Consider the following 22,841-nt stretch of genomic DNA (forward strand, 5'->3'; position numbering starts at 1 on the left):
GCTCCGGCATGGTTCTCGGAACGGGGTCATCGCTGTGTGGCGGGCCGGGTCCGGCAGCCGCCGGCTACTCCACGGTCACGCTCTTGGCGAGGTTGCGCGGCTGGTCGACGTCGTTGCCCTTGGCCAGGGCCAGCTCACAGGCGAAGATCTGCAGCGGAACCGTCGCCACCAGAGGCTGCAACAGCGTCGGCACGTCGGGGAGCTCGATGAGGTCGTCGGCGTAGGGCCGGACCGACTCGTCGTCGGCCTGCGCGATCACGATGGTGCGCGCCCCGCGGGCCCGGATCTCCTGGATGTTGGACACGATCTTGTCGTGCAGCACGCCGCGCCCCTCCTCGGAAGGGACGACCACGACGACGGGCAGCCCCGGCTCGATCAACGCGATGGGCCCGTGCTTGAGCTCACCGGCGGCGAAGGCCTCGGCGTGCATGTACGCCAGCTCCTTGAGCTTCAGCGCGCCCTCGAGCGCCACCGGGTAGCCGACGTGCCGGCCGAGGAACAGCACCGTCTCACTGTCGGCGAGGGACCGCGCCAGGTCACGGGTGGGCTGCATGGTGTCCAGCAGTCGCTCCACCGAGTCCGGCATGGCCGCGAGCTGCTCGATGATCGTGCGGATCTCGTCGCCGTACTTCAGCCCGCGCACCTGGGCCAGGTACAGGCCCACCAGGTAGCAGGCCACGAGCTGGGTGAGGAACGTCTTGGTGGCGGCCACCCCGACCTCGGGTCCCGCGTGGGTGTACACCACGGCGTCGGACTCGCGGGGGATGGTGGAGCCGTTCACGTTGCAGATCGCCAGGACCTTTGACCGCTGTTCCCGGGCGTGGCGCATCGCCATCAACGTGTCCATGCTCTCGCCCGACTGGGAGATCGCGATGACCAGCGTCTGCGGGTCGAGGATGGGGTCCCGGTACCGGAACTCGCTGGCCACGTCCACGTCGCACGGGATACGGCACCAGTGCTCGATGGCGTACTTGGCGATCAGCCCCGCGTGGTAGGACGTCCCCGCCGCGATGATCACGATCTTGTGGATGTCGCGGAGGTCGGCGGGGGAGAGCCGCATCTCGTCCAGGGACAGCGTGCCGTCCTCGCCCAGCCGCCCCAACAGGGTGTCGGCCACGGCGCGCGGCTGCTCCATGATCTCCTTGAGCATGAAGTACTTGTAGCCGCCCTTCTCGGCGGCGGACGCGTCCCAGTCCACGTAGTACTCGTTGCCCTCGACCTGGGTGCCGTCGTAGTCGGTGACGCGCACCGAGTCGCGCCGCAGCTCCACGACCTGGTCCTGGCCGAGCTCGATCGCGTCGCGTGTGTGGGCGATGAAGGCCGCCACGTCGCTGGCGATGAAGTTCTCACCCTGACCCCGCCCCACGACCAGCGGCGAGTTCCGGCGGGCCGCGACCACGAGGTCGGGGTCCTCGGTGCTGACGGCGACGAGGGTGAAGGCCCCCTCCAGCTGCCGGCACGTGCGTCGCATCGCGGCGGCGAGGTCGCCGTCGCCGGCGCTCTGCAGTTCGTCGCTGAGCAGGTGCGCGGCGATCTCGGTGTCGGTCTGGGAGTGGAACTTGCTGCCCCGCTCCTCCAACTCCACCCGCAGCCGCGCGAAGTTCTCGATGATGCCGTTGTGGATCACGGCGACCCGGTTGGCGTTGTCCACGTGTGGATGCGCGTTGACGTCGGTGGGCGCGCCGTGGGTGGCCCAACGGGTGTGACCAATGCCAATCCCGTCGGCGGGCGGCGGGCTTTCGGCGAGCGCGTCACGGAGGTTCTGGAGCTTGCCGGCCCGCTTCTCCGTGCGCAGGTTTCCGTCGGCCAACACGGCCACCCCGGCGGAGTCGTATCCGCGGTACTCAAGGCGGGAGAGGCCCTCGACGATAATGTCTAGCGCCGGCTGCGGCCCGACGTAACCCACGATTCCACACATGTGCGCCAGAGTAGCCAATAGGTGAAGGTCCTGTGGCCTCTCAACTGGGTATTCAGTCACAGTGTCGCACCCGCGCGCGTGCGCGGAAGTCCGATCCCATCGGAGCGCGCCTGGTGGGGCGCTGTCTGTCCGGATGGGGGGTGTCAGTTATGGTTTCGGGCGTGTCACAACCGACGCGCAACGGGTTTGCCTCACCATACGTCGAGCTCGACCGCCCCGCGTGGGCGTCGCTGCGAGCCGCAACACCTCTGTCGCTGACAGAGGCCGACCTCCAGGATCTCCGGGGGCTCAACGATCCGATGTCGCTGGACGAGGTCCGCGACATCTACCTGCCGTTGTCCCGCCTGCTGAACCTCTACGTCGCCGCCACACGTGCCCGACACGAGGCCGTTCGCGGGTTCCTCGGTGAGGACGACCGGCCCGCGCCGTTCATCATCGGCATGGCGGGCAGCGTCGCGGTGGGGAAGTCGACGATCGCGCGGTTGCTGCGGTCCCTGCTGGCGCGGTGGCCGGACCACCCCAACGTGGAGCTCGTGAGCACCGACAACTTCCTCCACCCGAACCAGGTCCTGACCGAGCGCGGGCTCATGAGCCGCAAGGGCTTCCCGGAGAGCTTCGACCGCAGGGCCCTGGTGCGGTTCGTGTCCGAAATCAAGGCGGGGAAGCCACGGATGGACATCCCCGTCTACTCGCACCTGGCCTACGACATCGTGCCGGGACAGACGCAGGAGGTGCACCGCCCCGACATCCTCATCGTCGAGGGCATCAACGTGCTCCAACCCCCGCCGATCGGGAGGCTCGGCGTCGCGGACTTCTTCGACTTCTCCATCTACGTCGACGCCAAGGTCGAACACGTGCGCACCTGGTACCTGGAACGCTTCGAGGCGCTGCGACGCACCCGTTTCTCCGACCCCCGCTCCTACTTCCACAACATGGCCGAGTTCGCCGACGACGAGCGCGCCATGCGGTTCGCCCGGCGCACCTGGGCGACGACCAACGAGGTCAACCTGGTCGAGAACATCGCGCCGACCCGCGGCCGGGCCACGCTCGTGCTCTACAAGGACGCCGACCACCAAGTGCAACGCGTGCGCCTGCGCAAGACCTGACCCTCCCTCCGACAACGCGCCGACACCTGGCCGGGGAGCCCTCCACCGCGCCCACGGGCCGGCATGCTGGGACGGGACACGGCGAGGATCCGGGAGGGCGCATGCGCGAGGCACATTCCGTTGACGTGGTGCGGGCCGCGGAGGGCCAGCTCATGGCACGGCTCCCCGAAGGAGCGCTGATGGCCCGGGCCGCCGCCGGGCTCGCGGTGGCCTGCGGTCGGGTGCTCGGCCGCGTGTCCGGCGCGCGCGTCACCCTTCTCGTGGGAAGCGGCGACAACGGCGGGGACACCCTGTTCGCCGGCGCCCGGCTCGCCCGACGCGGCGCCGCCGTCCGGGCGCTGCTCGCCGGCAGCCGCGTGCACACCGGTGGACTCGCCGCGTTCCGCGGAGCCGGAGGCCGGGTCGTCGACCTCGAACACGCCCAGACGACGATCGACACAGCCGACCTCCTCGTGGACGGGCTGGTCGGCATCGGAGGACGGGGCGGCCTCCGGGCACCGCACGCCGACCTCGCCCGAGCCGCGAACGCGGCCACGGCGCCGGTGGTCGCGGTCGACCTCCCCAGCGGGATCGACGCCGACACTGGCGAGGTCGACGGGGTCGCGGTGTGGGCGGACGTCACCGTCACCTTCGGCACCCACAAGCCGGGACTCCTGATCGACCCGGGAGCGGAACACTGCGGGGTGGTGGACCCGGTCGACATCGGACTGGGGCCGTGGTTGCCGGACCCCCGAGTCGTGTCACCAACAGCCCACGACGTGGCTGGGGCCCTGCCCCGGTTGGCGCCGGAGACACACAAGTACACGCGCGGCGTGCTGGGCATCGCCGCAGGCAGCGGATGGTTCCCCGGAGCCGCGGTGCTCGTCGTCGGTGGAGCGTTCCGCGCGGGGGGAGCCGGACTCGTCCACTACACCGGAGACGCCGACGTTCGGGCCGAGGTGCTGCGCCGGTGGCCGGAGACGGTGGTGGGGGAGCCCGGTGCGACCTCGGCCGTCCGCGCCACGGCGTGGGCGGTGGGCTCCGGGCGAGGAACCGACGGTGACGCGGAGGAGGAACTGGCGGAACTCCTGGCGGAAGACACCCCCGTACTTCTGGACGCCGACGCCCTCACCGTCGTCGCCCGCCACCCCACACTCGTCACCGAACGCGTCGCCCCCACGGTCCTCACCCCACACGCGGGAGAGCTCGCGCGGCTGCTTCCGGGAACCGAGCGCGAGGCCATCGAAGCCGCCCGCCTCGCCTACGTGACACGCGCCGCCGAGTTCTACGGAGCGACCGTCCTGCTCAAGGGCTCGACAACAGTCATCGCCGACCCAGCGGGACCGGCGATCGTCAACCCGACCGGAACAGCGCTGTTGGCCACCGCGGGCAGCGGTGACGTCCTGTCCGGAATGATCGGGTCATTCCTGGCGGCCGGGATGGAGCCCCGAACGGCCGCGATGTCGGGCGCGTTCCTCCACGGGCTGGCCGCCCGGCTGGTTCGTGACGGTGCTCCAATCTCGGCATCGGACCTCTTCGAAGGAACGTCCTTGGCCATCAACACGGTCAATGCCGCCGCTAGGACGTGAACTTGCCGATCGTCGCCGCGAACCGCTCCGGATCCCACATCCAGTCGTAGGTCTTGGGGTTCCCCCACCCGGTGATCCAGAGGTCGCAGAGCTCCGGGCTCTGCTTCAGGAGCGGGACGAGGTCTCCCTTCAGGTGTGGCGGAAGCGCCCCGGACCAGAAACCCGTCACCATCTCGGAGAAGGTGGCAGCGTGCTGGCCCTGCTGCTCCCAGAACGTCTCGAACGCGGCCTTGCCCCACTCGGGGGTGAACGCCTCACCCTCCGGCACGCTCTGGATCGCGTCGAAGTAGGCCTGGGAACACATCACCGAGTTGCCGACGCCCTGCAGACTCCGAGGATCGGTGGACACCACGACATCGGCGAGCCCAAGAACCCAGCCACCGCCGGGCAGCCGACCGACGGGATTACGGACCCGCGGCTTCACTTCGACCGAGATGGCCGCGTTTCGGTCGGCCAGTGTGGCGTTCGCGGCCCGTTCGGCCAAGTCGGGTAGGTGGGTGGCGAAGCGTTGCCGCATCACATCCCAGATCTCCTGGCTGCTGGCATGACGCGACAGCTCGGAGCGGCAGTCGAGTGGCTCGCCGGGATGCGCGGTAACACAGACGCAGAAGGCGGCGCCGTGCGCGGTGAGCTGGGGAGCGGAGTAGACGTTTCCGCTGTCCTGGAGGGAAACCGACTCGACGCCGAACTGGTTTCGGTCGTCCACCGGATCTTCGTAGTCGAACACCGTCGCCTGCGTGACGACCACGGGTGCGGCACCACTCTCCCGGTGGGGATCGTCATGGAACAGTTCCCCGAGTTCTCCACCGCCGACCGCGACGACGACCAGGTCGTACATGCGGGTGAAGTACTGGAGGTCGCCGACCGTGGCACCTGTGATCACGACCCGGCCGCCGCGGTCCTCGAAGTACTCCAACCAGTCCGACATCTTCAACCGGTTGTCAACGGCGACCCCGGCGCCGTCGTTGCTGTGTCCACCGAACGCGATTTCGGGACCGCTCAGGGGCCGTACCGAAAGGTGCGCGCCGGGCAGTTCTGTTGGATCCCCCCAGTGGTGGAAGAAGAGGCTGTCCTGACGCTCCATCGAGTAGACCTCTGGGAACGTGATGGCCAGGGGTGCCGGGCGACCAGCCCGGAGTTCTCCGCTGGATCTCGCCGTCATCATGGTGACTTCGTGTCCCGCGGCAAGCAGTTTGTGAGCGAGAGTGAGCCCGCTGTAGCCGGCACCCACGACAAGGATCTTGCGCATTCGTGCTCCTCCTGCACACCCGGTGGCGTTCTCCCGTTGCCGAATTGAGGGACTATGCTTCCACACGTCACCGATTCGCACTGCGGAAAGAGCGAATTATCTGCCCTCTTCCTCATATGTGAAGTTCTGGACTCGAACGCTCGGGGTGGTTTCCCGAAAACGACCTGTTGGTGTGGATGCCAGATCCCGGTCGCGTGGCGACGACCAGCGCGTTCCCATAAATGATCTTGTGGGTGGTGGGTAGCGTCACTTTCTGGTTTTCGTCACCTACAGAATCAGGATGTGTTGGCGACCCAAAACGCGGTTCGACCGTGCGCCTTGACCTCGACGAAGCGTCGCTCCAACTGGCCGTGGATATCGGGCGCCTGCGGAGTGGTGCCCCCTCAGGTTGGCGCGGTAGAAGTTCACGGGTGCCTCCGCGTTAGCCCCCCACGCCCACCAGCGAAACGCGTTCCCGAAGACCGAGGCGCCCCCTTTCCTCCGGTCGTCGGTCGGTGCTGGGTGGGGAATGGGTGGCCACTCCCGTGGGTGAAGGGTTCGCGATAACGTGGGCGAATCACCCCCAATGTCCGAGGAACGTGATGCCTGAGCAGGCCATGCTCGCGCGGGATCTGGTGCTGCGCGTTTGTGCCAGTTCCACGGAGTTCGACCGTGGGTGGCTCAAGGAGGGGCGTAAGGCGGTCGTGCCGTTCGACGCCGCGAGGGATCGCGGTCTCGTCGATGGGATCGTCGCCGCGGGACACGCGATGGGCGTCGACCGGCTGCTCGTGTGTCGCACGCGTGGGGAGTTCGCTTACGAGCCGGTGACACAGATCGAGGTGCGTACCAGCGCGCTCCTGGGACTGATTCGCAGTTGGGGACGTGAGCCGACGGACTTCCTGGTGGTCGTCGAGGATCAGTCCTGCGCGGTCCTGGTCACCGCGAGTCGGCTGACGGTCGTCGCTGGCGAGGTGGACTTCGTACGGGCGGTCGTCGGCGACGACCTGGCGGCGGCACGCGCGGAGTTCGCCGAACACGCGCGGGCCAGCCGGGAGAGCAACCTCGAGGACGCCGCCGAACTCTACGGGTGTACCAAGCGTGGGCCCGCACACGCCCGGAACCGGACGCCGGCTCCCGACTCCGCGGAGCGTGTCGTCGCCGGCGCCGCCGCCCGACGGTCGTCGTCGCCGCGGCGGGCCGCCCTGTACCGCTCCACACGGGGGTTGCTCGGATGGGTGGCGCTCGCCGTGTTCGTCGCTGGCGCCGTCGCGATCGACGAACTGTCGATGGCCCTGCCCCTCACACTCGGCATGCTGTGGCTGTTGGTCCAGCTCGCGTGGCTCGCGCGCTCGCGCACGCTGAGTTTCGCGGCGCTGCCCCGGATGATGGCGCTCGGCGCCCTGTGCGTGGTGCCGGTCGCGATGGTGGAACGGGCCCTCGCCGGGGTGATTCCCGGACTGTCCTACGACGATCCGTATGCCTACGCCTACATCGCGGTCCCCGTCGAGGAGGTGGGGAAGCTCGCGCCCGTGCTCTTGGTGTGGCTGTTCGCCCGACGGCGGTTCCAGCGGTTCGCCGCGGTGGACTACCTCCTCTTGGCCGCGGCCTCCGGCGCCGGATTCCACCTGGTGGAGCAGGTGGCCAGACACGTCTCCGCCGACGGGGTTCTGCCGGCGATGCCACCCGAGCTGGGCCTCTTCACGTTCCTTCCCGGCGGAGTGGTGCTCGCCGAGCATGGTGTTCACTTCTCGGGCCACGCAGTGACCACAGGGCTGGTCGGCGTCGCGTGCGGGATCGCCCTCGTGGGGTGGCGACGCTACGGGCTCGGGCTGTGGCTGTTGCCACCCCTCGCCCTGTGGATCGCCGCCCTCGAGCACATCAACGTCAACGCGGCGACGATAGCGGTCCTGCAGCCAAAACCCGCGACCGTCGTCATGTACGCCGCGATCGGGAACGGTCGATGGACACCGGCGATCCTGGTGCTGCTGATCCTCGTGGCGGTCATCCTGGACTACCGCGTGTCACACGGTGCGGCGCAGGATGTTCCCCCACTTCCTGGTGAGCCGCCCCTCGGCCGCGCCGCCCGCTGGGCCTACGGCCGCGCCATCCGGTTGACGGTTCGCGTCCCCGGCGACATCGCCCCCGTGTTCCGACGCCTCGCCCTCGACTGGGCGTGGGCACCGGTCGTCGTCGTCGACACCGCGCGCAGGATCACTCACGAACTGATCGTGCAGCTCGCCGCGGCCCGTTGCGGTCCCAGTGCGCAGTGGGACTGCTGGCGTTTCCTCCGAGCGCGGAGGGAGCACGCGATGGGCGCCACTCGCGCGGGTGGTCGTCCGTGGCGACGCTCGCCCGACTCGGAGGACCTGACCGAGCAGGCGACGAGCCTCACCCTCCGCCTTGGTGTCGCGACCGCGGCCGCCGCGCTCGGCGCCGGAGTCCTCCTCGGGGGGTTCGAGCCCCTCGCGGGGCAGGGCGCGGCCCCGGCGGCGTACGCGGCGATCGCCACCGACACGCTCGCCGGATTCGGCTCCGGCCTGGCGGGGGCGGACCAGTGGTGGGCCGTGGCGATGCCCGTCGCCCTCCTGATCCTGCTGACCAGCGGCTGGGGATTGCCGCACGCGTCCCCTGATCCCAGCGCCCTCCTCCGCGCGCCCCTGCGCCGAACCTTCTCCCTCCTCGGTCAGTTCGCCCCCGGCCAGATCCCCTACACCACAGCCGCCCTCGTCGGTCCTGTCACCCCCCGCCGCCTCACCTCCCTCCTGCGCGCCCCCGACCGGGCCACCACCCCCTCCGATCACGAGAACCACTACCCGTGAACCCTGTGGACGTGTGTCGTCCGGGCGCGGACGGATCCGTCCTCCCACGCCCGGTGGTGGCGTCGCGTGGGACGCGCCGCTCCCATTTCCTTTCTGTATGGCGCCCAAGAACGTCGCGCTTCGTCCGGTTGCATCCTGGGTCGGCGGGTGCCTGCCGATTGCGGTGGTTCGGTCAAGCGGCGGCGTCGTTCGCGTGACTGAGGGACGCCGCGCTCACCGTCCCTGAGTCGCCCAGTCCGTGGCTCCGCCAGATCGTCGCGGGCCGCCTGGGCCAGGCCCGTCCGTCCCCCAGCTCCGAGCGGGGGCTCCCGATGGACGTTGCGCCTTCGTATGGGGCTGGGGTGGTCGGTGCGCTCGACGGCGCGCGCCATCGGCGACCGAACTCCTCCCCCCGTTGACGCGGGCTGAGCTGGCGGGACAGGGCTCGGCGCGGTGCCAGAATGGAGGCATGTCCATGCCGAACAGTGCATCTGAGCGCACGACGGAGTCCGGGCCGGTGGTCGCGGGGCAGGCCGAGGCTCGGATTGACCTGGGTGCCATCCGATCCAATGTCGGTGAGCTGGTTCGGCGTGCGTCCGGGGCCGCTGTCATGGGGGTGGTGAAGGCCGACGGCTACGGGCACGGGATGGTGCCGGCGGCACGGGCCATGCTCGCGGGGGGCGCCACCTGGTTGGGAACCGCGTTCGTCGACGAGGCGCTCGCGGTTCGGGCGGCGGGCATCACGGCGCCGACCGTCGCGTGGATCGTCCCGCCGGGGACCCCGCTGGATCAGGCCGTCGCGGCGGACATCGACCTGGGAATCAGCGTCATCGCGTCGATCGATGACGCTGCGGAGGCGGCGCGGCGCGTTGGTCGACCGGCCCGGGTCCACCTCAAGGCCGACACCGGATTGGCGCGCGGTGGGATCAGCCCGCGGGACTGGGCGCATGCCGTCGAGGCGGCGGCGGACGCGGAGCGGGCCGGGCACGTTCGGGTGGTCGGGGTCTTCTCGCACTTCGCGTGTGCCGACGAGCCGGGTCACCCGTCCATCGCGCGGCAACTGGACGCCTTCCAGCTCGCGTTGAAGACGGCCGAGAAGGGCGGGCTCCGCCCGGAAGTCCGGCACCTGGCGAACTCCGCGGCGACGCTCACCCTCCCGGAGAGCCACTACGACCTCGTGCGCCCGGGGATCGCCGCCTACGGTCTGCACCCCATCCCCGAGCTGGACGACGGCGCGTTGCGGCCGGCGATGACGCTATCCGCGCCGCTCATGCTGACCCGCTCCATCGACACCGGCCAGGGGGTGTCCTACGGATACCGCTTCGTCGCGGAACACCCGACACGGCTCGGTCTGGTGCCGCTGGGCTACGCCGACGGCGTCCCACGGGCCGCGACCAACACCGCCGAGGTGAGCGTCAACGGTGCCCGTTTCCCGATCGCGGGAACCGTGTGCATGGACCAGTTCTGCGTCGACCTCGGTGACCAGCCGGTGGAGGCCGGCGACCGCGTCACTCTCTTCGGGCCGGGGGAACAGGGGGAGCCCACCGCCCAGGAGTGGGCCGACCGGTTGGGAACCATCCACTACGAACTGGTGACCCGCGTCGGCGGCCGGGTGGCCCGTCGCTACGTCGGCGGTTGACCGCACGCGCGCCGTGGGGCATGGACAGGTGGGCCGTAGCTCGTGAATCGACGAGGATCTCTGGTCGCGTTCGTGTCCGTCGCCGTCGTGGGCGCGATGGCCTGGGGGGAATGGGCGTGCTGGCGGGCTTCGAGACAGGAGTACCCGCGACGCCCGCCGCCGGCCGGCGACCGCGAGGCCATCGTGGTGCTCGGCTATCCCAGCGGGGCCGGCGACTGGCCCGGCCTCGTGCAGCGCTACCGGGCACGCGTCGCCGTGCGTTCTCGCGCCCCCGAGGCGAGCCGGAGCGTGTTGGTGTTCACCGGCGCCGGCTCTCGGCGGGGCGCCCGGCGCTCCGAGGCGTCAGTCATGGCCGAGTACGCGGTTCGCCACCTGGGGGTGGACCCCGCGGACGTGGTCCTGGAGGAGCGGGCCACCACTACGTGGGAGAACATCATGTACTCCCTGCCGCTGGTCGGGTCGTTCCCCGTCGTGAAGGTCGCGTCGAACACGTTCCACGCGCGCAAGGCGCGACGCTACCTGTGGCGCCAAGCTCCCGCCGTCGCCGTCCGGCTTCGACGGACCCGCGATCACCGGTTCGGGGAACTGTTCCCGCTCAAACCGCTTCTCGCGCTGTATCGCCGATGAGGGAGCGATCTCAGGAGGGTGTCCGAGGAGGTGTGGAACCTGCCTACCCTGGATGACGTGTCCAGTGTGGAAACCCGCACCGCGGAGACCGACACCGCGATGCGTGACCTTGGTCGGGAACTCGCCGAACGCCTCCGCCCCGGCGACGTCGTCGTGTTGTCCGGCCCGCTCGGTGCCGGCAAGACGACGCTCACACAGGGGATCGGTTCCGGCCTTGGGGTGCGCGGGCCGATCACCTCCCCGACGTTCGCTCTCTCCCGACGTCACCCGTCCTTGGTCGATGGCCCGGCACTGGTGCACGTCGACGCCTACCGGCTCGGGGACCCCGACGAGCTGGAGGACCTGGACCTGGACGCGACCATGCCGGACTCGGTCACCATCGTGGAATGGGGTGAGGGCGTGGCGGACCACCTGGGTTCGGAGCGCCTCGAGGTCGGCATCGTTCGCCACTCCGACGACACGCGCACCGTGACCCTCACCGGCGTCGGAGCCCGCTGGGCCGACACCCCCGCGACGCAGGAAAGGTGACCCGAGTGCTGCTCCTCGCGTTCGACACCGCCACCCCGGCCGTCACCGTCGCCGTGTGCTCGGTGGACGGCGGCGACGCCACGGTCCGTGCCGAGCGGACTTCCGTGGACGCGCGGCGGCACGGTGAGCTGCTGGCCCCGAGCATCGCCGACGTGGTGCGCGCGGCCGGGGCCACCATGACCGACCTGACCCACATCGCCGTCGGGATCGGACCGGGCCCCTACACCGGACTTCGGGTCGGGCTCGCCACCGCCCACGCGCTGCGTGACGCGTTGGGCATCCCGTGCGTGGGCGTGCCCACCCTCGACGCCCTCGCGAAGTCGTCCGGGCGCACGGAACCGTTCGTCGCCGCGACCGACGCCCGCCGCAAGGAAGTCTTCTGGGCGCGCTACACCGACGCCGACACCCGGGTGGGGGACATCGCCGTCGACCGACCCGCCGATGTGGAGACCGGAGGGTTGCCCGTCATCGGAGCCGGCGCGGCGCTCTACCCGGAGACCCTCGGAGCCGGGCAGGATTCGTGGGAGCCGACGCATCCGACCGCGGCCGCGCTGGGAACCTTCGCCGTGGAGCGTCTGGTCACCGGGGCCCCACTGCCCGAGCCACATCCGCTGTACCTGCGACGCCCCGACGCACAAGTTCCCGGGGCCACCAAGAGAGTCCGACAATGGCAGCAGCAATGACGCCCGTCCCGGCCTACCGACTGCGCCCCATGCACGCCGACGACCTCCCACGCGTGCTGGACCTGGAGCGCCGGCTCTTTCCCGCCGACTCCTGGAGCACCTCCATGTTCCGCGACGAGCTCCGCGCGGACGGCCGCTACTACCAGGTTGCCGAGATCGTCGACCCCGAACCCGACCAGCCCGCGGTGATCGGCTACGCCGGCCTGCGCTACGTGCCCCCCGAGGGCGACGTCCAGACCATCGCCGTCCACGAACGCTGGTGGGGATCCGGAGTGGGCACCGCCCTGCTGACCGCGCTGCTCACCGAGGCCGAACGGCTCGCGGTGACCGACGTGTTCCTCGACGTGCGCTCCGACAACCCGCGCGCGCAACGGCTCTACCAGTGGTTCGGGTTCACCGAGATCGGCGTCCGGCGGGGCTACTACCGAGATGGTGTCGACAGTGTCGTGATGCGTCGACAGCAAGCGTCCGTGGGCGCCGTGGACAACGATCGAGGGGAAGACTAGCCATGACCGGCGAACCACTGGTGCTGGGCATCGAGAGCTCCTGCGACGAGACCGGGGTCGGGCTCGTCCGCGGCTGCACCCTGCTCGGTGACGACGTCGCGTCAAGTGTGGACCAGCACGTCCGGTTCGGTGGAGTCGTCCCCGAAGTGGCGAGCCGCGCGCACCTGGAGGCGTTGCCCGCCACGATGGACCGGGCGCTGGGCCGCGCCGGTGTCACCCTCCGCGACGTCGACGCGATCGCCGTGACCGCGGGCCCCGGCCTGGCGGGGGCTCTGCTCGTCGGGGTCTCGGCGGCGAAGGCCTACGCCCTGGCCCTGGACAAGCCGCTGTACGGAGTGAACCACCTGGTGGGGCACGTCGCCGTCGACCAGCTAGAACACGGACCGTTGCCCAAGCCGGTGGTCGCGCTGCTCGTCTCCGGCGGGCACACCTCCCTGCTGCTGGTCCGCGATCTCGCGACCGATGTCCGGCTGCTCGGTGAGACGGTCGACGACGCCGCCGGTGAGGCCTACGACAAGGTGGCGCGCCTACTCGGGCTGGGCTACCCCGGCGGTCCACGCATCGATGGCGCCGCGCGAGAAGCCGTGGGCGCCAGTCTCCGCTTCCCCCGCGGCAAGTGGGGCGACGGCACCTACGACTTCTCGTTCTCCGGCCTGAAGACCGCGGTCGCCCGGTGGACGGAGGACGCCGAGGCCCAGGGGTCCCCGGTTTCCGTCCCCGAGGTGGCCTCCGCGTTCCAGGAGTCCGTCACCGATGTTCTCACCCGCAAGGCCGTCGACGCCTGCCGCGACCATGGCGTCGAGCACCTGGTCATCAGCGGGGGCGTCGCCGCGAACTCCCGTCTGCGCACCCTCGCCGAAGAACGCGCCGAGGCGGCCGGCATCCAGGTGCGTGTCCCCAGACCGGCCCTGTGCACCGACAACGGCGCGATGATCGCCGCCCTCGGCGCCGAGGTGGTCGCCGCGGGCCTTCCCCCGTCTGCCCTGGACCTCGCCACCGACACCTCGCTCCCGGTCCAGCAGGTCCTCGCCGCGTAAGACGCGCGGTCCGGGGCCCCGTTTCGAGAGTTCCTCCCCTCATCGCTCCGCGTGAGCTCGCGCGCTGGGGGTGAGGCGCCCGACGATGGCGGGGGCCTCGTACGGCCGGACGAGTACTGGTACTGCCCCGTCTTCCCGGATGCGGCGACGACGTACGAGTGAACTCACTGGGACGGCGGAACGACCTCCGCTCGGTAGGGAACGTGTGGTCACCTGCCGCGATCGCGCTGGCCGACGAGAAGGGCACCTCGGTAGTGACGTGCGGGCGATCGCCGCCGGGCCGTGCGTGGAGGCGATGTCGCTCCATAACCACGTATCCGGCAGGGACGGCCTCGACGGGATGGTGGACGCTGTGGAGATCGCGCCACAGAGCCGGAGGCCGACTGGAGGACGGCCATGCCCCTGCTCGGGTCGCCTCGGCCTACGTCGGGTCGCCATCCCGAGGCCGTGGGCCCGCTGGACTCCCGCGGCGAACACGCCGGCGACCCTGCCCCCCACCACGGCGCTGTCCCCGGTGCCCTGCGTGACGGCGGGTTCTCCGTCCCGATGGCGGCGCACGCCGTCGCCGCGATCGACAGCCAACTCCGTGGCTTCGTGGTCCAGGAGCTGAGTCCGCCGTTCGCCACGCCGCCGAGTTCGACACGGTGGCCGTCGGTGTCGCGCGGGGCCTGCCGGCGGGCGCGCACCGGCATCCGCCCTCACGCCCGACGCAACACCCCAGCGGGGCGAGCGGTGACGACGGGGCTACCTGACACACGAAGAAGGGGGGATGGACGAATGGTCGTCCATCCCCCCTTCGTGTCATGCATGGGGGAATGAGGAGATCAGTCCTCGTCGTCGTCCTCTTCGACGGCGCGACGGGCGGCGTTCTTGGCGACCTTCTTGCCGTCACGGCCGGGACGCAGGAGCGCCTCGGCGAGGGCCAGCATGGTCTCCTCGAGCGCCGCGAGGCGCTTGGTGATGTCGTCGTGCGACGTCTCGACGGCGTCGCTCACCGTCTCCTCGAACTCGTGCCGGTCGGGACGACGGCGCAGCTCCTCCAGCAGTGGGTCCAGCGTGTCGCCCAGGCGGCGGTCCAGCCCGTCGAAGCGGTCGGAGTGGTCAACGACCGGCCGGTCCTCCAGGACGCTGAGCCGCCGGTGCACCTCGCTGACCTCAAGCGTGGCGGGCAGTTGGCCCAGGCGCTGGCTGAGGGACTCCAGCCGGTCGTCCAGCGCCTCAAGGCGGCCGTCCACGCCCTCGAAGTGCCCGTGCACGCCCTCGAACTTGCCCTCGATCCCGCCGGTACGACCGTCGAGACCGTCCAGCCGGCCATTCACCGCGTCGATCTTGCCTTCCAGGCCCTGGAAGCTGCCCTCCCAGTGGCCCTCGAAGGTGTCCACGCGCTCGCTGAGCTTGGTCATCGCCGTCTCGAAGTTGGTGCTCAGCGATTCCCGGACCCGCTCGGTGCGGTCGGTGATCTCGGTGAGGTGCTGGTCGACCCGCGTTCCCACGGCCTCGCGGTCCTGCTCGAACCGTTCGGTGAGGGCCTGAGCGGAGGCATCCACCATCTCCCGCACCTCGGTGATCCGGGCCTCGGTCGACTCCGTGAGTCGCGCGACCGCGGAGGAGGCTTCGCTGACGACCGCCTCGAGTGCGTTTCGCTGCTCGTCGGAGTGGGTCGTGAGCGCCGTGACGTGCTCGGAGATCGCCGTGGCCAGCGAGTCGTGCCGGTGGTCGGTGTGCTGGCGCAGTTCCGCGCGGGCGACGTCCAGCTTCTCCCCGAACTCGGTGCGCAGCTCGGCGATGGAGTTCGCCATGTCGCCGGCCCGGCTCTGGGTCTCGGTGGAGAGCGTGGTCAACGCGTTGCTGGTGTCGCTGACCGCGGCGGTGACCTCGGCGTGGTTCTCCTCGGCCTGGGTGGTGAGACGCTGGGCGCTCTGGTCCACCTTGGCGGTGAGCTCCTCGTGCCGCTCGTCGGCGCGGGCGGTCGTGGCCTCGTGCTGTTCCCGCGTCCGCTCGCTGAGGGCGGAGAGGGAGGACTCCAGCGCGGTGGCCCGCTCGGTCAGGGCCTCGACCGCGGTGTCGAGCTGCCCGGCCCGGGCCTCCAGCGTGCTCTGGAGGGTGTCGACCCGTGAGGTGAGGGCCTCGAGCTGGTCGGCGGTGCGCTGGTTGGCCTCGGTGATGGTCTCCAACCGGCCCAGCGCCGTGTCGAGGTTCTGGGTGACGCCGTCGATTCCGCCGCGCATCGCCGGAAGCTCCGACAGCGGCGCGATACGTTCACCGACACGGTCAATGTGCTCGGCGAGGGTCTCCGCCCATTCCGGGGGCCGACCAGTGAGTTCCTCCAACTGCCCCTGAACGGTGGTCACCGCCTGGGCGAGTGCGGAGAACTCGCGCTCCCGAAACTCGCGCAGCAGCCACTCCACGCCTTCGAGGCGCTGGCGCATCTCCTCGGTGACGGCGCCCTGCGACTGCTGTTCGGAGAGCTGGTCCTGCGCGGCGCGGGAGAGAAGATCCCGCATTCGGTCGGAGATCCCGGTCTGTTCTCCCCCGTTGAGGAAGTTCTGATTCAGGTGGTCCACCGAGGTGCTCCTTTTCGGTGTTGCGCCTCCCACCCACCGGGCTCACGTGGATGGGTGGATCGATCGCCGCCCGGAGGGCCGTTCCGGGGCGGAGGCTCCATGACGCGCGCATCCCTGGGGGGTTCCCTGCGGCGCGATGTGGAGGCGGTTTTTCCGCGCAGCCCAGACCAGTGTGCTGGCACGGACATTCCCAACCGTGAAATCGGTCGGGCACGGACAGTCTAACGATAGGAGCCCGGTGCGATCAGAAGAGGTGACAATGCCGAAATCGGAACGGGGCCACCCATCAAGGACCGGAATGCATTTTTGGTACCTCTCGAATGCCGCTTCCGCGCCCAGACGGGGACAGCTCTCGTCCGCTAAACCGTCGTGACCTCGTCACACAGGATGCTGATTGGTCGATCGCCGACACGCGTCAGGACAACGACGACGGAATTCGGGCCGTCGACGCGGAGCGAAGCGCGCAACTTGTCCACATCCGCGGCGAAGCCGCGTTTCTTAATCGTTACTGTTCCGGCGTGCCGCTCACGCAGCGCCGCGCGCAGCCGTTTGACGGAGAACGGCATGACCGCCGTCACCGCGAAGGCGCGGCACAGGGGCGTGTCCACCAGGGCGTCACCCGTGATGTAGGCGATCCGTGGGTCCAACAGGGCGCCGTCGACCACGGCCGCGGCCTCCGCGACGAGACCCGCGCGGATCACCGCGTCGTCCGGTTCGTACAGGAACCCCTTCACCTCCGCGACCGGCGGATCGCCGAGGGTGGGGTCGGCCGTCAGGGTGACCGGTGCCGAGTCGGCGTCCGGCTCCGCGTGGGAGAGGGGGGCGGAGAGATCGAGGGCGTCCGCCGATCCCCTCTCGGAGAGGAGGGTCGCCCTTCGCGTGCCGTCGCTGAGCGAGCCGAACCACAACGCCGCCTCCTTGAGGTCGCCGTCGACCGAAATCCATTCGGCCCCAGTACCGGGTGGAACCAGGTCGTGCGCGATCCCGGGGGCGACCTTCACACAGGCGCCGGGTGCCGCGTGGGCGAGCGTGAGCACCGTGTCCCACGGTGGGGAGTAGGAACGGGGGTCGAAGACGCGTCCTCGAGCCGCGCGTCGGGCGGGGTCACAGAACACGGCCGCGTAGCGCTCGGCCAGTTCCTCGGGGCGTCGCGCCAACGCCGTCACGTCCCCGAGCTCCACCGCGCCCCGGGCGTCGAGCTCCAGCGCGTCCACGTTGGCCCGGGCGACCTCCACCGTCAGCGCGTCACGGTCCACGCCCCGCACGGTCACGCCGGCCGAGGCGAGCGCGAGCAGGTCGGCGCCGATCCCACAGGCGAGATCCGCCACCGGGCGGGAGGGGTCGCCGAGCAGCGCCGCGACGCGTCGGGCCCGGTAGCGCGCCACCGACCCCCGGGTGGCCTGCTCCAGACCGTTCGGGGTGAAGTACAGGCGGCGGGCCAGCGGTCCCCACTTGCGTTCCCCGCGGCGCCGGAGCTCGTCCTGGGTCAGCGCCGCACCCACGAGGTCGGTGACGGGGACGGGCAGGGGCGTGGCCCACGTCTCGACGGCGCGACGCGCCCGCGCCGCACGACGCAACGGATCGTCGGAGTCCCGACCGTGCTGGTCGTCGAGCCAGGTGAGGAGCTCCTGCCCAACCGGTGTACGCAGTGCGCGGAACGCGTCGATGGCCTCGCGCTCCGCCTCATCAGTTCCCGCTTCCACCTGCGTGTTTCCTTCTCTGCTCGTTCGTCTTGGCCGTTTGACTGAGGCTTTGGGCCCGGCTACTGTTCCGTATTGGCACTCTCGGGTGTTGAGTGCTAATAGCGACGAGGCTGGTCTGGCACCCGCGACGACAGGCCGCCGTGGTCGCCCCTTTTGTGCATGCCTTTCGTGAATGTGCATCGTGAGAACAGCAACGTGTGATTAGCAACTGAAGGGGGAGGTCACCGTGTCGACCGCCACCGCTAACAAGACCGTACTGAGGCCACTGGACGACCGCGTCGTCGTCAAGACCCTGGAGGCCGAGCAGAAGACCGCTTCCGGCCTGGTCATCCCGGACACCGCCAAGGAGAAGCCGCAGGAGGGCGAGGTCCTGGCCGTGGGCCCGGGTCGCCTGGACGACAGCGGCAAGCGCGCCGAGATGGACGTCAAGGTCGGCGACGTCGTCCTGTACAGCAAGTACGGCGGCACCGAGGTCAAGTACAACAACGAGGACTACCTCGTGCTCTCTGCCCGTGACCTGCTCGCGGTTGTCGAGAAGTAGTAACAGGGACCCACGGTTCTTGTAGGGCGTCCGTCCCGGCCGGCAGCGTGCCGGGCGGGACGGACGTGTTTGTGACCGCTTTCTGACCGCCTCCCGGCGCACGGTCCGCACAGGGCCGGACCGCGCCGAGGCGCCCCGAGCCGCATTGAGAACACGAGGACGACAATGCCGAAGATCCTGGAATTCGACGAGGGAGCCCGCCGGTCGTTGGAGCGAGGGGTGGACCGCCTCGCCGACACCGTGAAGGTCACGCTCGGCCCGCGCGGCCGCAACGTGGTGATCGACAAGAAGTTCGGCGCGCCCACGATCACCAACGACGGTGTGACCGTGGCGCGGGAGGTCGAACTCGACGACCCCTACGAGAACCTGGGCGCCCAGCTCGTCAAGGAGGTCGCGACCAAGACCAACGACGCGGCCGGCGACGGGACCACCACCGCCACGGTGCTGGCCCAGGCCCTGGTCCGCGAGGGCCTGCGCAGTGTCGCGGCCGGCGCGTCGCCGATGTCGCTGAAGGCGGGGATCGACGCCGCGAGCGCCGCGGTCTCCGAGCACCTGCTGAACCAGGCGCGCGAGGTCGGCGAGCGGGCGGACATCGCCTACGTGGCGACGAACTCCGCCCAGGACCCGCAGATCGGTGACCTCATCGCCGAGGCGTTCGACAAGGTGGGCAAGGACGGTGTCATCACCGTCGAGGAGTCCCCCACCTTCGGTCTCGAGCTGGACTTCACCGAGGGCCTGCAGTTCGACAAGGGCTACATCTCGCCCTACTTCGTGACCGACTCCGAGCGCCAGGAAGCGGTGCTGGAGGACGCGCTGGTGCTGCTGGTGCAGAGCAAGATCTCCAACCTGCAGGACCTGCTTCCCCTCCTGGAGAAGGTCGTCCAGAGCAAGAAGCCGCTGCTGATCGTCGCCGAGGACGTCGAGGGTGAAGCCCTGGGTGCCCTGGCGCTGAACAAGATCCGCGGCGCGCTCAACGTCGCCGCGGTGAAGGCGCCCGGGTTCGGCGAGCGTCGCAAGGCGATGCTGCAGGACATGGCGGTCCTCACCGGCGGCCAGGTCATCGCCGAGGAGGTTGGCCTCACCCTGGAGAACGCCGACCTCACCACACTGGGCCAGGCCCGGCGCATCACCATCACCAAGGACACCACCACCATCGTCGACGGTGGCGGTTCGGAGTCCGAGGTGGAGGACCGCGTCCGCCAGATCCGCAAGGAGATCGAGGCGACCGACTCCGACTGGGACCGTGAGAAGCTCCAGGAGCGGCTCGCGAAGCTGTCCGGCGGCGTGAGCGTCCTGCGGGTCGGCGCGGCCACCGAGGTGGAGCTCAAGGAGAAGAAGCACCGCCTGGAGGACGCGATCTCCGCCACCCGCGCGGCGATCGAGGAGGGCATCATCGCCGGCGGTGGCAGCGCGCTGGTGCACGCGGCCAAGACCCTGGATGGGCTCGCCGTCGACGGTGACGACGCCGCCACCGGTGTGCGGATCGTGCGTCGGGCGCTGTCGGAGCCGGCGCGGTGGATCGCCGCGAACGCCGGCGCCGAGGGCTACGTCGTCGTCTCCAAGATCGCCGAGAGTGACGGTCAGGGGTACAACGCGGCCACCGGCCAGTACGTGGACATGCTGAGCCAGGGCATCACCGACCCGGTCAAGGTGACCCGCTCCGCCGTCCAGAACGCCGCGTCCATCGCGGGCATGCTGCTCACGACCGAGGCGCTCGTCGTCGACAAGCCCGAGGACGAGGACGACGCCGCTGGTCACGGCCACGGGCACGGCCACGGCCACTGACAGTCGTCCGGGGAATCCGCGTGTCGTGCAACGCGGGATGCGGGGTTCCCGGGTATGACAGGAAGAGCCGCGTTTCTCCCCGGAAACGGGGAGAGGCGCGGCTTTTGTGTGATCTGGTCCTGGAATGTGATCATTCTGTTGTCCGAATTCGTGCCAGTCCGGTCCGTTCGGCAGGGCACACTGCGTGATGTGACGGATCGTCGAGGCGCTGCATCCGTGGCCTGGGATTGAGCCTGCGAACGGCGCCTACCGGACCGAACACCGCCGAGGCGGAGACCGCGGCGGCGTTCCCGCATGGCCATCGTGGCCAGGGCGGGGACCCCGGTCCACCCCGGCACCGTGGCCGAGACCGCTCCCGTGGCCCCGCCGAACCGGCGGACGGCGCCGCGACGTCGACCGGCCCGTTCGGCGACGAACTCACCCACCTCTCCACCCGGGCCCTCCAAGGGGACCTGAGCGCGGTGGAGCCCCTGATCCGTCTCGTGCGGCCGATGGTGTTGCGCTACTGCCAGGCGCGGCTCTCCCGAGCCGCGGGCGCCCCCCACATCTCCGACGACGTCGCCCAGGAAGTCTGTGTGGCCCTGGTCTCCGCGTTGCCCCGCTACCGCGACATGGGGCGGCCGTTCGCGTCGTTCGTGTTCGGCATCGCCGCGCACAAGGTGGCCGACGCCCTGCGTCGCCGGGACCGGGCTGACTGTCGGGGGCTGGCCGACTCGTTGCCCGAGATGGCCGACGTCGGGCCCAGCCCCGAGGAGGCGGCCGTACGCGGCGACGAGGGGGAGCGAGTCCTCAGCCTGTTGCGGGCCCTGCCCGACGTGCAGCGCCGCCTGGTCGTGCTGCGCGTCATGGTGGGATTGTCCGCCGACGAGACCGGTAGCGCCCTGGGAATGTCGGCCGGCGCGGTGCGGGTCGCGCAGCACCGTGCGCTGGGCCGGTTGCGTGAGATGGCCCGCACTGCGGTCTAGAGGGCCCCAGGTCCGTACTTTTCACCACGTCAGGCCCGCGCGTCCCCCTAGACTGAAACACACAGCGCCCGTTCGTGGCCCATCCGCGGTTGGAAGGAGGAACGGCGCCAGGACCGCCCTCTCGTGGGTCGGCGCCGAGGACCCAATGACCCAGCACATCGACAGCGACGCGAAGTTGCTTCCGCCCGGTCTCACCTATGACGATGTCCTGCTGGTCCCCGGGTACTCCGATCTCGCCCCCGGTGAGGCGGACACCACCACGCACCTGACGCGCAACATCACCCTGCGGATGCCGCTGGTGTCGGCGGCGATGGACACGGTCACCGAGGCCCGCATGGCGGTCGCCATGGCGCGCCACGGCGGCGCCGGTGTGCTGCACCGCAACATGGACATCGAGGAGCAGGCCGCCCAGGTGGACCTGGTCAAGCGCTCCGAGGCCGGGATGATCACCAACCCGGTCACGTGTTCGCCGGACGACACCCTCGCCGACGTCGAGCGGATCAGCGCGCACTACCGGATCTCCGGCGCGCCGGTCACCGACGCCGAGGGCATCCTCGTCGGCATCGTCACCAACCGCGACATCCGCTTCGAGGACGACACCACGCGCTCCGTCCGCGAGGTGATGACGCCGATGCCGCTGGTCACCGCGCCGGTGGACGTCGACCGGGACGAGGCATACCGGCTGCTGCGCGCCAACAAGGTCGAGAAGCTGCCGTTGGTGGACGCGGCCGGACGGCTGCGCGGGCTCATCACCGTCAAGGACTTCACCAAGAGCGAGAAGTACCCGGACTCCACAAAGGACGCCGACGGCCGCCTGGTCGCCGGGGCCGCCGTGGGGGTCGGGACCGAGTCCGAGCGCCGCGCCCACACCCTCGCCGAGGCCGGGGTGGACTTCATCGTGGTCGACACCGCGCACGGCCACTCCCGCGTCGTGCTGGACATGGTCGCCAAACTCAAGGCGAACACGCGGGTGGACATCGTCGCCGGCAACGTCGCCACCGAGGCGGGCGCGAAGGCCCTGATCGACGCCGGCGCGGACGCGGTGAAGGTCGGGGTGGGGCCCGGCTCGATCTGCACCACCCGGGTCGTGGCCGGAGTCGGCGCCCCCCAGGTGACCGCGATCATGCGCGCCGCCGAGGCCTGTCGCGCCGCGGGCGTCCCCCTCATCGGCGACGGCGGGCTGCGCTACTCCGGCGACATCGCCAAGGCGATCGTCTCGGGCGCGAACTGCGTCATGTTGGGCGGGTTGCTGGCCGGAGTGGAGGAGAGCCCCGGCGAGCTCATCTTCATCAACGGCAAGCAGTACAAGGCCTACCGCGGGATGGGATCGCTCGGCGCGATGCGTGGCCGCTCCTACTCCAAGGACCGCTACTTCCAGGCGGACGTCGCCACCGAGGAGAAACTGGTGCCCGAGGGCATCGAGGGGCAGGTTCCCTACCGGGGCCAGTTGGGCGCGGTGGCGCACCAGTTGATCGGTGGCCTGCGCCAGTCCATGTGGTACGCGGGTACCCGCACCGTTCCCGAGCTCTTCGAGCGGGGACAGCTCATGCGGATCACCACCGCGGGCCTGCGCGAGAGCCACCCACACGACATCCAGATCACGACTGAGGCCCCGAACTACGACGGGCGTCGCTGACCGGGGGTT

At 70.2% G+C, this 22,841-nt stretch carries 17 protein-coding genes; 13 read left to right on the top strand and 4 right to left on the bottom strand.

The window, feature by feature from the left end; all coding sequences use genetic code 11:
• Positions 1 to 64: 64 nt before the first annotated feature.
• Complete coding sequence (glmS, locus tag J4H86_RS19945) at positions 65 to 1,918, bottom strand: glutamine--fructose-6-phosphate transaminase (isomerizing) (RefSeq protein WP_236539417.1); 1,854 nt, start codon at positions 1,916 to 1,918, stop codon at positions 65 to 67.
• Between the two features lie 149 nt (positions 1,919 to 2,067).
• Between glmS and coaA the strand changes: the two genes are divergently transcribed.
• Together coaA and J4H86_RS19955 are read left to right on the top strand one after the other, a co-directional pair.
• Positions 2,068 to 3,024: a type I pantothenate kinase gene (coaA, locus tag J4H86_RS19950; protein ID WP_236539419.1), complete on the top strand. Its 957-nt coding sequence runs from the start codon at positions 2,068 to 2,070 to the stop codon at positions 3,022 to 3,024.
• 101 nt (positions 3,025 to 3,125) lie between these two features.
• Complete coding sequence (locus J4H86_RS19955; RefSeq protein WP_236539421.1) at positions 3,126 to 4,592, top strand: NAD(P)H-hydrate dehydratase; 1,467 nt, start codon at positions 3,126 to 3,128, stop codon at positions 4,590 to 4,592.
• On the opposite strand, the gene J4H86_RS19960 is transcribed toward J4H86_RS19955, so the two are convergent.
• Positions 4,582 to 5,841, bottom strand: a complete 1,260-nt coding sequence (locus J4H86_RS19960) for a styrene monooxygenase/indole monooxygenase family protein (protein WP_236539423.1) — start codon at positions 5,839 to 5,841, stop codon at positions 4,582 to 4,584. The genes J4H86_RS19955 and J4H86_RS19960 overlap by 11 nt on opposite strands.
• Before the next feature lie 581 nt (positions 5,842 to 6,422).
• Between J4H86_RS19960 and J4H86_RS19965 the strand changes: the two genes are divergently transcribed.
• The 7 genes from J4H86_RS19965 to tsaD all read left to right on the top strand — a co-directional run bounded on the left by J4H86_RS19965 (position 6,423) and on the right by tsaD (position 13,638).
• The gene (locus tag J4H86_RS19965) at positions 6,423 to 8,639 is read left to right on the top strand and encodes a PrsW family glutamic-type intramembrane protease (protein ID WP_236539424.1); all 2,217 of its coding nucleotides are present in this window, start codon (positions 6,423 to 6,425) and stop codon (positions 8,637 to 8,639) included.
• Between the two features lie 454 nt (positions 8,640 to 9,093).
• Complete coding sequence (gene alr / locus J4H86_RS19970; RefSeq protein ID WP_236539425.1) at positions 9,094 to 10,257, top strand: alanine racemase; 1,164 nt, start codon at positions 9,094 to 9,096, stop codon at positions 10,255 to 10,257.
• A gap of 42 nt (positions 10,258 to 10,299) precedes the next feature.
• Positions 10,300 to 10,884: a YdcF family protein gene (locus J4H86_RS19975; protein WP_236539426.1), complete on the top strand. Its 585-nt coding sequence runs from the start codon at positions 10,300 to 10,302 to the stop codon at positions 10,882 to 10,884.
• A gap of 99 nt (positions 10,885 to 10,983) precedes the next feature.
• A complete protein-coding gene (gene tsaE, locus J4H86_RS19980) occupies positions 10,984 to 11,412 on the top strand; it encodes a tRNA (adenosine(37)-N6)-threonylcarbamoyltransferase complex ATPase subunit type 1 TsaE (RefSeq protein WP_236544102.1) in 429 nt (142 codons plus the stop codon).
• A 5-nt stretch (positions 11,413 to 11,417) separates the two neighbouring features.
• Positions 11,418 to 12,095 (top strand): tRNA (adenosine(37)-N6)-threonylcarbamoyltransferase complex dimerization subunit type 1 TsaB, encoded by a 678-nt coding sequence (tsaB, locus tag J4H86_RS19985; RefSeq protein ID WP_236544103.1) that lies wholly within the window; start codon positions 11,418 to 11,420, stop codon positions 12,093 to 12,095.
• Positions 12,092 to 12,601 (top strand): ribosomal protein S18-alanine N-acetyltransferase, encoded by a 510-nt coding sequence (gene rimI / locus J4H86_RS19990; RefSeq protein WP_394356526.1) that lies wholly within the window; start codon positions 12,092 to 12,094, stop codon positions 12,599 to 12,601. The genes tsaB and rimI overlap by 4 nt, the downstream gene beginning before the upstream one ends.
• 2 nt (positions 12,602 to 12,603) lie before the next feature.
• Positions 12,604 to 13,638, top strand: a complete 1,035-nt coding sequence (tsaD, locus tag J4H86_RS19995) for a tRNA (adenosine(37)-N6)-threonylcarbamoyltransferase complex transferase subunit TsaD (protein ID WP_236539428.1) — start codon at positions 12,604 to 12,606, stop codon at positions 13,636 to 13,638.
• 824 nt (positions 13,639 to 14,462) lie between these two features.
• Here the strand turns inward: tsaD and J4H86_RS20000 are convergent.
• Both J4H86_RS20000 and J4H86_RS20005 read right to left on the bottom strand, forming a co-directional pair.
• Complete coding sequence (locus J4H86_RS20000) at positions 14,463 to 16,202, bottom strand: hypothetical protein (protein WP_236539429.1); 1,740 nt, start codon at positions 16,200 to 16,202, stop codon at positions 14,463 to 14,465.
• Between the two features lie 359 nt (positions 16,203 to 16,561).
• Complete coding sequence (locus J4H86_RS20005; protein ID WP_236539430.1) at positions 16,562 to 17,905, bottom strand: class I SAM-dependent methyltransferase; 1,344 nt, start codon at positions 17,903 to 17,905, stop codon at positions 16,562 to 16,564.
• 226 nt (positions 17,906 to 18,131) lie between these two features.
• Here J4H86_RS20005 and groES point away from each other — a divergent pair, with 226 nt between their 5' ends.
• The 4 genes from groES (at position 18,132) to guaB (ending at position 22,832) form a co-directional block, all read left to right on the top strand.
• Positions 18,132 to 18,446: a co-chaperone GroES gene (gene groES, locus J4H86_RS20010; protein WP_236539431.1), complete on the top strand. Its 315-nt coding sequence runs from the start codon at positions 18,132 to 18,134 to the stop codon at positions 18,444 to 18,446.
• Positions 18,447 to 18,611: 165 nt separating this feature from the next.
• Entirely contained in the window at positions 18,612 to 20,231 is a 1,620-nt protein-coding gene (gene groL, locus J4H86_RS20015; protein WP_236539433.1) for a chaperonin GroEL, read from the top strand.
• A 227-nt stretch (positions 20,232 to 20,458) separates the two neighbouring features.
• Positions 20,459 to 21,196: an RNA polymerase sigma factor ShbA gene (shbA, locus tag J4H86_RS20020; RefSeq protein WP_330932436.1), complete on the top strand. Its 738-nt coding sequence runs from the start codon at positions 20,459 to 20,461 to the stop codon at positions 21,194 to 21,196.
• A 145-nt stretch (positions 21,197 to 21,341) separates the two neighbouring features.
• A complete protein-coding gene (gene guaB / locus J4H86_RS20025; protein ID WP_236539434.1) occupies positions 21,342 to 22,832 on the top strand; it encodes an IMP dehydrogenase in 1,491 nt (496 codons plus the stop codon).
• The last annotated feature ends 9 nt before the right edge of the window (positions 22,833 to 22,841 follow it).

Origin of the sequence: Spiractinospora alimapuensis (assembly GCF_018437505.1) — a bacterium.
Lineage (GTDB): Bacteria > Actinomycetota > Actinomycetes > Streptosporangiales > Streptosporangiaceae > Spiractinospora > Spiractinospora alimapuensis.

Excerpts from the sequence above, each read along its gene's own strand:
- glmS (WP_236539417.1), bottom strand. The coding sequence starts at position 1,918 with ATGTGTGGAATCGTGGGTTACGTCGGGCCGCAGCCGGCGCTAGACATT.
- coaA (WP_236539419.1), top strand. The coding sequence starts at position 2,068 with ATGGTTTCGGGCGTGTCACAACCGACGCGCAACGGGTTTGCCTCACCA.
- J4H86_RS19955 (WP_236539421.1), top strand. The coding sequence starts at position 3,126 with ATGCGCGAGGCACATTCCGTTGACGTGGTGCGGGCCGCGGAGGGCCAG.
- J4H86_RS19960 (WP_236539423.1), bottom strand. The coding sequence starts at position 5,841 with ATGCGCAAGATCCTTGTCGTGGGTGCCGGCTACAGCGGGCTCACTCTC.
- J4H86_RS19965 (WP_236539424.1), top strand. The coding sequence starts at position 6,423 with ATGCCTGAGCAGGCCATGCTCGCGCGGGATCTGGTGCTGCGCGTTTGT.
- alr (WP_236539425.1), top strand. The coding sequence starts at position 9,094 with ATGCCGAACAGTGCATCTGAGCGCACGACGGAGTCCGGGCCGGTGGTC.
- tsaE (WP_236544102.1), top strand. The coding sequence starts at position 10,984 with ATGCGTGACCTTGGTCGGGAACTCGCCGAACGCCTCCGCCCCGGCGAC.
- rimI (WP_394356526.1), top strand. The coding sequence starts at position 12,092 with ATGACGCCCGTCCCGGCCTACCGACTGCGCCCCATGCACGCCGACGAC.
- tsaD (WP_236539428.1), top strand. The coding sequence starts at position 12,604 with ATGACCGGCGAACCACTGGTGCTGGGCATCGAGAGCTCCTGCGACGAG.
- groL (WP_236539433.1), top strand. The coding sequence starts at position 18,612 with ATGCCGAAGATCCTGGAATTCGACGAGGGAGCCCGCCGGTCGTTGGAG.
- guaB (WP_236539434.1), top strand. The coding sequence starts at position 21,342 with ATGACCCAGCACATCGACAGCGACGCGAAGTTGCTTCCGCCCGGTCTC.